Source organism: Klebsiella sp. PK01 (genome assembly GCF_057624675.1).
In genome coordinates this window covers 750,284-764,063 of the sequence record NZ_JBYEZM010000002.1, presented here as the reverse complement: position 1 = coordinate 764,063, position 13,780 = coordinate 750,284, and the positions used below count along the sequence as shown (strand labels likewise).

Here is a 13,780-nt window from a genome sequence, read left to right as displayed (position 1 = left end):
AGGGAGATTTGATGGCTTACTCAGTACAGAAGTCGCGCCTGGCGAAGGTTGCGGGTGTTTCGCTGGTTTTACTCCTCGCGGCCTGTAGTTCTGACTCGCGCTATAAGCGTCAGGTTAGCGGCGACGAGGCTTATTTAGATGCCGCGCCGCTCAGTGAACTTCACGCCCCGGCGGGGATGATCCTGCCGCTGCAGACTGGCGACTACAACATTCCGGTTGCTTCCAGCACCGGCGCGGTAGGCAAAGCGCTGGACATTCGTCCACCGGCTCAGGCGTTAGCTCTGGTCAGCGGCGCGCGTACCCAGTTTAACGGCGACACCTCCACCTTGATGGTTGAAAATAGCCGCAGCGGTTCTTTATGGGCGCAGGTTGTCAGCATCATCCAGGCGAAAAACTACACCATCACCAAGCGTGACGATGCAGGCCAGACGCTGAATACCGATTGGGTAGAGTGGAACCGCCTTGATGAAGACCAGCAGTATCGTGGCCGTTATCAAATCTCCGTTAAGCCGCAGGGCTATCAGCAGGCGGTGGTAGTGAAGTTGGTGAACCTGGAGCAGGCGGGCAAGCCCGTGTCTGACCCAGCTTCTCTGCAGCGCTACAGCACCTCGATGCTGAACGTTATCTCTTCCGGTCTTGATTCTAACGCCACCAATGCGCAGAACGCGGCGCAGAGAAGCGCTGGCGCGACCTTCGACGTGCAGAGCGCGGCGGATGACACCGGCTTGCCGATGCTGGTGGTGCGCGCGCCATTCAACATGGTATGGCAGAAACTGCCGGCCACGCTTGAAAAAGTGGGCATGAAGGTGACCGACAGCACTCGCTCCCAGGGCAGCATGGCGGTAACTTACAAGCCGCTGTCTGACAGCAGCTGGCAGGAACTGGGCGCCAGTGACCCACAGCTGGTCTCTGGCGACTATAAACTGCAGGTCGGCGATCTCGATAACCGCAGTAGCCTGCAGTTTATCGACCCGAAAGGCCACACTCTGACGCAGTCGCAAAATGACGCCCTGGTAGCCGTATTCCAGGCCGCATTTAACAAGTAATAAAAAGGGCTGGAGCAATCCGGCCCTTTTTCATGTATAGTGACGCAAACGTGTGCGTGGCCGCAAAGTCCGGTAAATTGCCTGATTTTGCCTACGGGCGGAAACGTAATTTTTTGGCTTAATATCACTGGAGTGGTGAAAGATGAAAAAGCAAGCTGAGTTGTATCGTGGCAAAGCGAAAACGGTATACAGCACCGAAAACCCGGATCTGCTGGTACTTGAATTCCGTAACGATACGTCAGCAGGGGATGGCGCCCGCATCGAGCAGTTCGATCGTAAAGGTATGGTGAATAACAAATTCAACCATTTCATTATGAGCAAGCTGGAAGAAGCCGGTATCCCGACCCAAATGGAAGCGCTGCTTTCCGATACTGAATGCCTGGTGAAGAGGCTGGATATGGTGCCGGTTGAATGCGTGATTCGTAACCGCGCGGCGGGCTCGCTGGTGAAACGCCTGGGTATTGAAGAAGGTATCGAACTGACTCCGCCGTTGTTCGATCTGTTCCTGAAAAACGACGCCATGCACGACCCGATGGTCAACGAATCCTACTGCGAGACGTTCGGCTGGGTGAATAAAGAAAACCTGGCGCGCATGAAAGAGCTCAGCTACAAAGCGAATGACGTACTCAGCAAGCTGTTTGATGATGCCGGTCTGATTCTGGTCGACTTCAAGCTGGAGTTCGGCCTGTTCAAAGGCGAAGTGGTGCTTGGCGATGAATTTTCTCCGGACGGTAGCCGTCTGTGGGATAAAAACACCCTCGATAAAATGGACAAAGATCGCTTCCGCCAGAGTCTCGGCGGCCTGATCGAAGCTTACGAAGAAGTGGCCCACCGTCTGGGCGTCAAGCTCGACTAATCTCCTCCGCGCCGGAAGAAATCGTCTCTTCCGGCGCTCTTATTCGTTGTTTCCTGTGGTAATCCTCCGCTGAACCGCCTACGATCTCTCATATTCGTAACATGATGGAATAGAGGTGCTTATGCGCTGGCAAGGGCGTCGTGAAAGCGACAATGTGGAAGACAGACGTAGTGATTCAGGTTCGCCGCTGGGCGGCGGTGGTGGCGGTTTCCGCATTCCAAGCGGTAAAGGCGGCATCGTCCTGCTGATTATCGTTCTGGTGGCGGGTTATTATGGCGTGGATTTAACCGGCATGCTGACCGGCGAACCGATGCCGCAGCAGCAGACTTCTACCCAGCGTTCCATCAGCCCGAAGGATGACGAAGCGGCGAAGTTCACCTCCGTTATTCTGGCAACCACCGAAGACACCTGGGGGCCTATTTTCGAAAAGATGGGGCGGCAATACGTTCAGCCGAAGCTGGTGATGTATCGCGGCGCGACCCGTACCGGTTGCGGTACCGGCCAATCGGTGATGGGGCCGTTCTACTGCCCGGCGGACAGCACGGTCTATATCGACCTGTCATTCTATGACGAGATGAAAAACAAACTCGGCGCTGACGGCGACTTTGCGCAAGGCTACGTGATTGCGCACGAAGTCGGCCATCATGTGCAGAAACTGCTCGGCATCGAACCTAAGGTCCGTCAGATGCAGCAGCAGGCTTCGCAGACCGAAGTGAACCGCCTGTCGGTGAAAATGGAGCTGCAGGCAGACTGCTTTGCGGGCGTCTGGGGCAATAACATGCAGAAGCAGGATGTGATGGAAACCGGCGATCTGCAGGAAGCACTCAATGCCGCTGAGGCCATCGGCGACGATCGTCTGCAGGAACAAAGCCAGGGCCGCGTAGTGCCGGACAGCTTCACCCATGGGACTTCCCAGCAGCGCTATACCTGGTTCAAACGCGGTTTTGATAGCGGGGATCCTGCGCAGTGTAATACCTTCGGCAGCGCGCTTCGCTAACGTTCGCCGATGAAAGCACTGCTTGACCTGACCGCGCGGATGGCGCGCGAGGGCATTCGTCGCCTGCTGGTGCTCAGCGGTGACGAGTGCTGGTGCCTGACGCAAGCCCTGGATTTGCGAGCGCGGCTGGAGGGCGACGGACTGTGGGTCGGCCCGTCGTCACAGTTGGCACCCTGCGCGGCGCCGGGCGCGCTGAAAACGCTGCTCGGGCGCGAATTTCAGCATGCCTTTTTCGACGCTCGCCACGGTTTTGACGTGGCGGCTTTTGCCGCGCTTGCCGGCACGCTGCGCGCCGGCAGCTTGTTAGTGCTGCTGGCGCCGGATTTTGCCCGCTGGCCTGAGCAGGCGGATGGCGATTCGCTGCGCTGGAGCGATACGTCTGAACTAATCGCCACCCCTAACTTTGTCCACCGTTGTCTCCAGCTCTTCACCGCGGATCCTGAGGTCGCACTGTGGCGACAGGGCTACGGCTTACGGTTGCCGGAGGCCGCTCCGCGCAGAGACTGGCACGCTGCCGATGGCTACCCGCAGGCCGAACAGGCCGCCATTCTCACTTCGCTACTGTCATCGCCCCCGGAAATTGCCGCCGTTACCGCCGGGCGCGGGCGCGGCAAATCCGCGCTGGCGGGAATGTTGATTCATCAGCTCACCGGCTCCGCCATCGTCACCGCGCCGACGCGCGACGCGACGGAAGTCATCGCCGCTTTTGCGGGACAAAAGATATGCTTTATGGCGCCCGATGCGCTGCTGGCAAGCGATGCGAAAGCCGACTGGCTGGTGGTCGATGAGGCCGCCGCTATCCCGGCACCGACGCTGCGCCAGCTGACGGCGCGTTTTCCCCATACGCTGTTAACGACGACGGTTCAGGGCTATGAGGGTACCGGTCGCGGCTTCTTATTGAAGTTCTGCGCCGGTTTCCCAACGCTACGGCGGTATAACCTGTCGTCGCCGATTCGCTGGGCGCCGGGTTGCCCGCTGGAGTCGGTTATCGACCGGTTATTGTTATTTAACGATGAGGCGTTTCTGCTGGCGCCGCATGGGGAACCGCAGCTGGAGACGTTAAGCCAGGATGCCTGGCGCGAACAGCCCACGCGCCCATCAGAGGCTTATCAACTGCTTTCCGGCGCGCATTACCGCACTTCGCCGCTGGATTTGCGCAGGATGATGGATGCGCCAGGCCAGCACTTCACCGTGGCTCGCTGCGCGGATGGCGTCGCTGGCGCGGTGTGGCTGGTGGAAGAGGGCGGTCTCGAACCTGAGCTTAGCCGCGCCGTCTGGGCCGGATATCGCCGCCCGCGCGGCAATCTTGTCGCCCAATCATTGGCCGCGCACGGCGGTAGCCCGCTGGCGGCGACGCTGACCGGCAGGCGCGTCAGTCGTATTGCAGTCCATCCAGCGCGCCAGCGCGAAGGGTTGGGGCAGCGTTTAATCGCCCATGCCGTCAAGCAGACGCACGGCTGTGACTATCTCTCCGTCAGCTTTGGTTTTACCCCTGAACTATGGCGCTTCTGGCAGCGCTGCGGGTTTCTGCTGGTGCGCATGGGCACGCATCGCGAGGCGAGCAGCGGCTGCTATACGGCGATGGCGCTCTATCCGCTCAGCGAAGAGGGGCGGCAACTGGCCTGGCGCGAACATCAACGGCTGGCGCGGGATGAACGCTGGCTGAGTCAGTGGCGTGATGAACGCGCCCCGGTGACGATGGATGAAACAGCTATGCTTAATGAGGAGGACTGGCTGGAGGTCGCCGGTTTTGCCTTTGCGCATCGTCCGCTGTTGACGGCGGTCGGGAGTCTGAACCGGCTTCTGCAGGCGACGCCGTTGCCGTTAGTGGCGCTACGCGCGCGCTTAGCGCAGCAGGATGAAGCAGCGCTATGCGTGGACCTCGGTTTATCCGGTCGCAAGGCGCTACTGGCGCGACTGCGGGAAGAGGCGGCTGCGGCCATGGCGGGACTCGATCCTGCCCGCGCGCAGCGGCTGGAAGAGTGGGTCAGGAAGCTGCAATTTTTTTAACTAACTCATTCAGTTAAATGGCATGGTCATATTCTCTGCGCGGCGTAAACTGCCTTGCATCAATCAGGAGCCCGATTCCTGTTTATCTGAGACATCAGGAGATAACCATGAAACACGATCACTTTATTGTTCAGAGCCCGGCGACGCCTGCGCAACAGTTGCTGCTGCTGTTTCATGGCGTGGGCGATAATCCGGTTTCGATGGGGCAAATAGGTAGCTGGTTTGCGCCGCTGTTTCCCAACGCGCTCATTGTCAGTATCGGTGGCGCGGAACCCTGCGGTCCGGCGCCGGCGCGCCAGTGGTTTTCGGTACAAGGCGTGACGGAAGAGAATCGTCAGCAGCGCATTGATGCCATTATGCCGACCTTTATTGAAACGGTACGCTACTGGCAAAAACAGAGCGGTTTGGGTGCGCAGGCGACGGCGCTGATCGGTTTTTCGCAGGGGGCGATTATGTCCCTCGAGAGTATTAAAGCCGAGCCAGGACTGGCGTCGCGGGTAATTGCCTTTAACGGCCGTTACGCGACGCTGCCGCAAACGGCGACCACGCAAACCACCGTGCATCTGATCCACGGCGGCGAGGATCGGGTGATCGATCTGGCGTGGGCGGTCTCCGCGCAGGAGCGGCTGCAGGAGCTGGGTGGAGATGTCACGCTGGATATCGTTGAAGATCTCGGACATGCCATTGATGACCGGAGCATGCAGTTTGCCCTCGATCGGCTGCGTTACACCGTACCGAAGCACTATTTTGATGAAGCGTTGAGCGGCGGTACGCCGAAAGATGACGATATAATCGAAATGCTGTAATGGCCCCGCGGCACAACGTCGGCTGGTATAGGTAGATACTGTTATCGGTTTACAACTTTTTTAAGGGTTTTCCCGGACGCGGCGCGTTGCGTCTTCTCCGGGCTACCAAATCGCACAGCGCTGTAGCCCCGGTAAGCGGCAGCGCCACCGGGGAATTTTGAGGCCACCAACACCAGCAGTTTCAGTAGCCACGGGTACAGAGGTAAAATTGAGAACTTCAGCTCGCAATGGTACGGGCCGTAGCCCGGGTAAGGCGTCAGCCGCTACCCGGGAATGCATCCAGCCCGCGTGATGACGGGGAACGCAGATTTACTTCTTCGGCTGGTCTTTGTTCGGCCAGTCGTCGTCGTCATCCCACTTGCTATTGAAGTCGCGATGCGGCGGCAGATCCGGTTTGTTGTCGAGATATTTTTTCGGGTCGACGCGATTAAGATCTTTAATCACGTTGATCATCACGCCGACTAAAAATACCAACACCAGAATCCACCAGTGGTTGATAAGCCATTCCATGCTGTGTCCTCTTTTTACCCCGCAGCGGCGCTGCAGGGTAATCGTTATTGTCGTCAGGCGACCAGTTGTTCCATGATGCGTTGATACATCCGCGCCAGCAGCTGCAGGTCGGCGGCATTGACGCATTCATTAATTTTGTGAATGGTCGCGTTCACCGGGCCCAGTTCCACCACCTGCGCGCCCATGCGGGCGATAAAGCGTCCGTCAGAGGTACCGCCGGTGGTTAGCAACTGCGGTTTTACTTCATTATAGTGCTCAATGGCGTTCACGACCGCATCGACAAGATTGCCGCGACCGGTCAGGAACGGCTGGCCGGAAAGCCACCATTCGACGGTATAGCGCAGCTGATATTTTTCCAACAGCGCGATGATGCGTGCTTTGATCATCTCATCGGTCAGCTCGGTGCTGAAACGGAAGTTGAACTGAACGAACATATCGCCAGGGATGACGTTGTTACTGCCGGTGCCAGCCTGCACGTTGGCGATTTGCATGCTGGTCGGCGGGAAGTATTCGTTGCCTTTATCCCATTCGATAGCCACCAGCTCCGCCAGCATCGGCGCGGCGCGGTGCACCGGGTTATCGGCGAGGTGCGGATAAGCGACGTGGCCCTGGACACCATGAATCGTCAGGTTACAGGTGAGTGAACCGCGGCGGCCGTTTTTCACGACATCGCCGACCACTTCGGTACTTGAAGGTTCGCCGACCAGGCAGTAATCAAGGCGCTCGTTACGCGCCATCAGCGTTTCGACCACTTTTACCGTGCCATGGGTGGCGCTGGCTTCTTCATCAGAGGTGATGAGAAACGCCAGGCGTCCTTTATGATCCGGATACTGCGCGACAAAGCGCTCGGCGGCGACAACCATTGCCGCCAGCGATCCTTTCATATCCGCCGCGCCGCGGCCAAACAGCATGCCATCGCGAATAGTTGGTTCAAACGGCGGGTTGATCCAGCGGTCGGCGTCGCCGGCCGGCACCACATCGGTATGGCCGGCAAAGGCCAGCGTTTCACCCTGTCCGCGCCAGGCCCAGAAATTTTGCGTATCGCCGAAGTCCATCGCTTCAACGGTAAAGCCGATCGCCCGCAGGCGTTCAATCATTAACGCCTGGCATCCCGCATCATTGGGGCTAAGGGAAGGGCGGCGAATAAGCTGCTGAGCCAGCTCAATGACCGGGCAAGACATAGACTACACCTCGTTAATAAATTTTTCGTAGTTTGCTTCGCTAAAGCCCAGCAGCATAGGCTGACCGGGCGCGCAGAGCAATGGGCGTTTGATAATTGCCGGCATTTCCAGCATCAACGCCGCCGCCGCATCGGCATTATCGATCCCAGTGCGGACCGATTCATCGAGTTTGCGCCAGGTGGTGCCGCGGGTGTTAAGCAGCGCTTCCCAGCCTAATTCGGCAATAAAGGTATTCAGCAATTCGCGGTCCAGTCCGTCAACACGATAATCATGGAAGCGATAGTCTATCTGATGGGCTTCCAGCCAGCGGCGGGCCTTTTTAATGGTGTCGCAGTTTTTGATGCCATACATGGTCAACATAATTAAACCTTCACGTTAAAAGAATATGTTTCTCAGTTTTTTCCGAATATATAAGCTTTGTTAAATAATACGTGAATCGGCTGGATAAATATAACTTTTCAGCCTTGTCTGATTAAAATTTGTTCTTTTTCGCGACAGACTAAGATAATGAATTACAGGAATTCTGATATTAACAAAATGTTGCGTAATGTTGCTCTATGTCACATTAAATTTACATGAACCGGCTTATGGTAGCCGCAAGCCAGAGTATTCAAGGCTTGCGGTGACAAGAAAAGCGATTAGAGCGATAGGTCGGACGAACTTCTCCTGAGCGGGGAATTTATCTAAAATCGCCATAATAATAAGAGAGGCTATTATGATTGAACATGAACTGGGGAACTGGAAAGATTTTATCGAAGATATGCTGCGTAAATAAAATCTGGCTTTGTCGGTACTGAAGACAATGTTTGACCCATGAAAAAGGCGACTGTGACAGTCGCCTTTTCTGTTATTTGACGGTTTATTCCGGCCTCTCTTTCAGCGGGAAGCGGCGGCGTACCAACACGAAGAACAGCGGTACAAAGAAGATGGCCAGCACGGTGGCGGAGATCATGCCGCCCATGACGCCGGTACCAACAGCGTGCTGGCTGCCGGAGCCCGCGCCGGTACTGGTGGCCATTGGTAGCACGCCAAAGATAAACGCCAGTGAGGTCATCAGTATCGGGCGTAGACGCTGGCGGCAGGCCGATAGGGTGGCGGTCAGCAGATCTTCGCCTTTCTGGTTCAGCTCGTTGGCGAACTCAACAATCAGGATGGCGTTCTTGGCCGACAGGCCGATGACCGTCAACAGACCTACCTGGAAGTAGACATCGTTTTCCAGGCCGCGCATCCAGGTCGCCAGCAGCGCGCCGATAACCCCCAGCGGCACCACCAGCATCACCGAGAACGGTACCGACCAGCTTTCATATAGCGCCGCCAGACACAGGAAGACCACCAGCAGAGAAATGGCATACAGGGCAGGCGCCTGAGCGCCAGACAAACGCTCCTGATAGGACATCGCCGTCCATTCCAGGCCGAAACCGTTCGGGAGTTGTTTGGCTAACTCTTCCATAATGGTCATGGCGGTTCCGGTGCTGACGCCAGGCGCAGCTTCGCCAACGATCTCGACCGCTGAGTAGCCATTGTAACGTTCGAGGCGCGGCGAACCCGTTTCCCAACGCGAGGTGGCGAAGGCGGAGAACGGTACCATGGTGCCGCTACTGTTACGCACATACCACAAATTGATATCGTCCGGCAGCATGCGATATTTCGCCGCCGCCTGGACGTAGACCTTCTTCACGCGTCCGCGATCCATAAAGTCGTTCACGTAGCTCGAACCCCAGGCGGTCTGCAGCGTATCGTTAATATCATCAATGGAGACCCCCAGCGCCTGGGCTTTACGCTGGTCGATATCAACCTGTAGCTGCGGACTGTCGTCCAGGCCGTTGTGGCGTACGCGGGTGAGCTGGTCGTTGTTCGCCGCCAGCTCCAGCAGTTTGTCGCGCGCCGACATCAGCGCCTCGTGGCCGTTGCCGGCGTGATCTTCCAGCTCCATATCGAAGCCCGCGGAGCTGCCAAGGCCGCTGATGGCCGGTGGGCTGCTGGCAAACACGCGCGCTTCTTTAATTCTATTGAAGGCTTTGGTCGCACGCTCAATGATAGCGAACGAGGAGCCGGTTTTTGGGTCGCGCTGGTCCCAGTCTTTCAGGCGGACAAACATACGTGCGACGTTCTGGCCGTTGCCGCCGGGGCCGGAGCCGACGGTAGCAAACACCGACTCGACGTTACTCTTCTCGTTATTGAGGAAATAATCTTCCGCTTTTTGCACCACTTTCAGCGTCTGCTGTTGGGTGGAGCCGCTCGGGAGCTGTATCGAGGTGGTGAACATACCGCGGTCTTCCAGCGGCAGGAACGAAGTCGGCAGATGCAGGAACAGCAGCACCATGCCGCCGAGCAGCAGGACGTAAATCAAAATCCAGCGCAGCGAGCGATGGAGAATTTTGCCCACGAAAGTTTCATAGCGGCTGGCGCTGCGGTTGAAGGTGCGGTTAAACCAGCCGAAGAACCCTTTTTGACCATGCTCCTCGCCTTTGTGAATCGGTTTTAACAGCGTGGCGCAGAGCGCCGGGGTGAGGATCATCGCCACCAGCACCGACAGCACCATTGCTGAAACGATGGTGATGGAGAACTGGCGGTAAATGGCGCCGGTGGTGCCGCCGAAGAAGGCCATAGGGACGAATACCGCCGAAAGGACCATGGCGATACCGACCAGCGCCCCCTGGATCTGCTTCATCGATTTTCGCGTCGCTTCGCGCGGCGAAAGACCTTCTTCGCTCATAATGCGCTCGACGTTTTCGACGACGACGATGGCGTCATCGACCAGCAGGCCGATAGCCAGCACCGTCGCGAACATCGTCAGGGTGTTAATACTGTAGCCGCAGGCGTAGAGCACGGCGAAGGTGCCCATCAATACCACCGGCACGGCGATGGTCGGGATCAGGGTCGCGCGGAAGTTCTGCAAGAACAAATACATGACCAGGAACACCAGCAGAATCGCCTCCAGCAGCGTTTTCACCACATCGGTAATCGAGGCTTTTACAAAAGAGGTGGTCTCGTAGGCGACTTTATACTGCAGTCCGTGCGGGAAATATTGCGACAGTTCATTAAGACGGGCGATAACGCGCTCGGCGGTGGCCATTTCGTTGGCACCCGAGGCGAGCTTAATCCCCAGCCCCGAAGCGGCCTGACGATTATAGCGGCTCAGATAATCATATTTTTCTGCGCCCATTTCGACGCTGGCGACGTCGCCCAGCGTGACTTCCGAACCATCCTGATTAACGCGCAGGGTAATATCGCGGAACTGCTGCGGTGTTTGTAGCAGCGATTGTGAGTTGATGGTGGCGTTCAGCGCCTGGTTATCAACAGATGGCGTACCGCCCAACTGGCCGACGGCAATTTGCGCGTTCTGCGATTCGATGGCGTCAGTTACATCTTTCGCCGTCATCTGATAGCTGTTGAGTTTCGCCGGATCGAGCCAGATACGCATTGAGTACTGCGAACCATAGGCGTCGATATCGCCGACGCCGTTGACGCGGCTTAGAGGATCCTGCACGTTACTGGCGACGTAGTCGGCAATATCCTGCTTATCCATGCTGCCGTCGGTAGAGACAAACGCGAGAGTGAGAATGTTGGTGTCGCCGGTTTTGCGCACCGTGACCCCCTGATTCTGTACCGCCTGCGGCAGTTTACGCATCGCCGATTGCAGCTGGTTTTGTACCTGCTGTACGGCTTCATCCGGGTCGGTACCGGCGGTAAAGCTCAGGGTAACCGTTGCCTGACCGGTGGCGCTACTCTGCGATGACATGTACATGAGGTTATCAAGGCCGGTCATATTCTGTTCGATAACCTGGGTGACGGTATTCTCCAGCGTTTGCGCCGAAGCGCCTGGATAATTGGCCGTCACTCGGACGTTAGGCGGCGCCAAATCCGGATATTGTTCTACGGGGAGCGACAAAATTGCCAGCGTGCCGGTCAGGACTAATAAAATAGCCAAAACCCAGGCAAAGATGGGGCGATCGATAAAGAAATTCGCCATCGGAATCAGGACCTCATTGTGTACATTTTTTGTTATTTCGCAGCCTGTGATACTTTATAGATAACCCCGCAGGCAATCGTGGAGAAATTAAGGAGATAGTGTAATTTATCATGTGTCTTTTATGAGAGCGTAAAGAAACGTCTGCCGCTCCTCTCTGAATTTATATGCGCTTATCACGTCTTTTCTGTCATTCCGTCAAAGCCGCTTATTATTACTCAGCTAAATGAAACAAAATTTCATTCAGGTCAATATTTTTGATCTAAACCGGATTCTGGTGAGAAAAGCCGATTTCTGGGCAAACGACCATTGTCCCACGGTCATGATGTCAGGTAATAAACAGTCATACTAAATGAGGGGTTATTAGCGATAAGCCGGAAGGATGTATGAACCACTTTATTATGAGCGATAGTCGCAAATGCATCGGATGCAGGGGCTGCGAAGTGGCCTGCGTGATGGCGCATAATGGCGAACAACATGTCTTGACCCCACAGCGCTTTTTGCCGCGCATTACCGTGATTAAAAACCAGAAACAGCGTAACGCGGTAACCTGTCGTCACTGTGAAGGCGCGCCCTGCGCGCGTAGCTGTCCTAACGGCGCCATTAGCCGGCAGGAAGACAGCGTATTGGTGCAGGAAGAAAAATGTATCGGCTGTAAATCCTGCGTGGTGGCCTGTCCCTTTGGCGTGATGCAAATCGTCGTCACGCCAAACGGCAGAGCGACGGCGCACAAATGCGACTTATGCCATGGTCGCGAAGCCGGGCCAGCCTGCGTGCAGAATTGTCCGGCGCAGGCGTTACAGATGGCGAACGATTCCGCGTTAAGCGAGATGGCGAAAGCGCGGCGGCTGCGGGCGGCGCGTGCGGATGCGGCGTCCTGGCAACATCGGACTTTGACCGCTTTAGCGTCAACCGCCGACGATAAGGCTAGCCAGATGGCGGCCACGCCCCTCCGAGGCGAGGCGGATAAACTGGCGGCTGATGCGCGTAAACAGCACTTTGGCGAAATCTATTTGCCGTTCAGCGCGGCGCAGGCGCAGCGGGAAACGCAACGTTGTCTGAAATGCGGCGATCGCAGCATCTGCGAGTGGACCTGTCCGCTGCATAACCATATTCCGCAGTGGATCGAGCGGGTAAAGGCCGGCGACATCGCCAGCGCCGTTGAGCTTTCCCATCAAACCAACTGCCTGCCAGAAATCACCGGTCGTGTCTGCCCGCAGGATCGTCTGTGCGAGGGGGCCTGCACGCTGCGCGATGAGAGCGGCTCGGTGACGATCGGCAATATCGAACGCTATATCTCCGACCAGGCGCTGGCCGGCGGCTGGCGCCCGGACCTTTCGGCGGTAAAAGCCAGCGGTAAGAGAGTGGCGATTATCGGCGCCGGGCCTGCAGGCCTGGCCTGCGCCGACCTTCTGGCGCGTAGCGGCGTGGCGCCGGTGGTGTTCGATCGCCACCCGGAAATCGGCGGCCTGCTGACGTTCGGCATCCCGCCTTTCAAGCTGGATAAATCATTGCTGGCCCGTCGGCGCGAGATTTTCAGCCAGATGGGCATCCGCTTTGAGCTGAACTGCGAGGTGGGTAAAGACATCAAACTCGCACAACTGCTTGCAGACTATGACGCGGTTTTCGTCGGCGCTGGTACCTATCGCTCAATGAAAGCCGATCTGCCTAACGAGGAGGCGCCGGGCGTGTATGAGGCGCTACCGTTCCTTATTGCCAACACCAAACAGGTGATGGGGCTGGAGGCGCTGGCCGATGAACCTTATATCGATACCGCCGGGCTGAAGGTGGTCGTGCTGGGGGGCGGCGATACGGCGATGGACTGCGTGCGTACCGCGCTGCGCCACGGCGCTCAACAGGTCACCTGCGCCTATCGTCGTGATGAAGCCAATATGCCGGGGTCGAAAAAAGAGGTCAAAAATGCCCGTGAAGAGGGGGCGAGTTTTGAATTCAATGTTCAGCCGATCACCCTTGAGCTCGGTGAGGATGGCCGGGTCAGCGGCGTGCGTTTTCTGCGCACCCAGCTTGGCGAAGCGGACGCTCAGGGCCGCCGCAGCCCGTCGCCGATCCCCGGCAGCGAATTTGTGATGCCTGCCGACGCGGTCATTATGGCGTTTGGTTTCCACCCGCATTCAATGCCGTGGCTGGAAGCCGCGGGGGTACAGCTGGATAGCCGCGGGCGGATCAAGGCGAACGTGGAGAGCCGCTATCGTTACCAGACCAGTAATCAGAAGATCTTCGCCGGCGGCGACGCGGTGCGCGGCGCGGATTTGGTGGTGACGGCGATGGCGGAAGGGCGGCATGCCGCGCAGGGGATCATGGACTACCTGGGCGTCGCTTCCGCACTGACGCACTAACGACAAAGCAGGCTCCGCGGCGTAGTATGGCCGGGTTATTTCACGCT

Annotated in this window: 11 protein-coding genes; 7 read left to right on the top strand and 4 right to left on the bottom strand. The window is 57.3% G+C overall.

Annotation, left to right across the window (positions count from 1 at the left end; all coding sequences use genetic code 11):
- The first annotated feature begins 11 nt into the window (after positions 1-11).
- The 5 genes from bamC (at position 12) to ypfH (ending at position 5,715) form a co-directional block, all read left to right on the top strand.
- The gene (bamC, locus tag AC22LX_RS08810; protein WP_045392654.1) at positions 12-1,046 is read left to right on the top strand and encodes an outer membrane protein assembly factor BamC; all 1,035 of its coding nucleotides are present in this window, start codon (positions 12-14) and stop codon (positions 1,044-1,046) included.
- A 142-nt stretch (positions 1,047-1,188) separates the two neighbouring features.
- Positions 1,189-1,902: a phosphoribosylaminoimidazolesuccinocarboxamide synthase gene (purC, locus tag AC22LX_RS08805; protein WP_045392651.1), complete on the top strand. Its 714-nt coding sequence runs from the start codon at positions 1,189-1,191 to the stop codon at positions 1,900-1,902.
- Between the two features lie 121 nt (positions 1,903-2,023).
- Positions 2,024-2,899 (top strand): KPN_02809 family neutral zinc metallopeptidase, encoded by an 876-nt coding sequence (gene ypfJ, locus AC22LX_RS08800; protein ID WP_045392648.1) that lies wholly within the window; start codon positions 2,024-2,026, stop codon positions 2,897-2,899.
- 9 nt (positions 2,900-2,908) lie between these two features.
- On the top strand, positions 2,909-4,909 hold the full coding sequence (locus AC22LX_RS08795) for a tRNA(Met) cytidine acetyltransferase TmcA (RefSeq protein WP_487333918.1): 2,001 nt from the start codon (positions 2,909-2,911) through the stop codon (positions 4,907-4,909).
- 107 nt (positions 4,910-5,016) lie between these two features.
- A complete protein-coding gene (gene ypfH, locus AC22LX_RS08790) occupies positions 5,017-5,715 on the top strand; it encodes an esterase (RefSeq protein ID WP_045379856.1) in 699 nt (232 codons plus the stop codon).
- A gap of 309 nt (positions 5,716-6,024) precedes the next feature.
- On the opposite strand, the gene AC22LX_RS08785 is transcribed toward ypfH, so the two are convergent.
- Genes AC22LX_RS08785 through AC22LX_RS08775 form a run of 3 tightly spaced genes read right to left on the bottom strand, consistent with a single transcriptional unit; the run spans position 6,025 to position 7,766 of the window.
- Positions 6,025-6,225, bottom strand: a complete 201-nt coding sequence (locus AC22LX_RS08785) for a YpfN family protein (RefSeq protein ID WP_015365470.1) — start codon at positions 6,223-6,225, stop codon at positions 6,025-6,027.
- Positions 6,226-6,278: 53 nt separating this feature from the next.
- Positions 6,279-7,406: a succinyl-diaminopimelate desuccinylase gene (gene dapE / locus AC22LX_RS08780; RefSeq protein WP_020078199.1), complete on the bottom strand. Its 1,128-nt coding sequence runs from the start codon at positions 7,404-7,406 to the stop codon at positions 6,279-6,281.
- A 3-nt stretch (positions 7,407-7,409) separates the two neighbouring features.
- Positions 7,410-7,766, bottom strand: coding sequence for an ArsC family reductase (locus tag AC22LX_RS08775; protein ID WP_015703145.1), 357 nt, complete (start codon positions 7,764-7,766; stop codon positions 7,410-7,412).
- Between the two features lie 355 nt (positions 7,767-8,121).
- Between AC22LX_RS08775 and ypfM the strand changes: the two genes are divergently transcribed.
- On the top strand, positions 8,122-8,181 hold the full coding sequence (gene ypfM, locus AC22LX_RS08770; RefSeq protein WP_087867655.1) for a protein YpfM: 60 nt from the start codon (positions 8,122-8,124) through the stop codon (positions 8,179-8,181).
- An 84-nt stretch (positions 8,182-8,265) separates the two neighbouring features.
- Here the strand turns inward: ypfM and acrD are convergent, their stop codons facing one another.
- The gene (acrD, locus tag AC22LX_RS08765; RefSeq protein ID WP_045392642.1) at positions 8,266-11,379 is read right to left on the bottom strand and encodes a multidrug efflux RND transporter permease AcrD; all 3,114 of its coding nucleotides are present in this window, start codon (positions 11,377-11,379) and stop codon (positions 8,266-8,268) included.
- A gap of 383 nt (positions 11,380-11,762) precedes the next feature.
- Between acrD and aegA the strand changes: the two genes are divergently transcribed.
- The gene (gene aegA, locus AC22LX_RS08760) at positions 11,763-13,733 is read left to right on the top strand and encodes a formate-dependent uric acid utilization protein AegA (protein WP_487333917.1); all 1,971 of its coding nucleotides are present in this window, start codon (positions 11,763-11,765) and stop codon (positions 13,731-13,733) included.
- Positions 13,734-13,780: the final 47 nt, after the last annotated feature.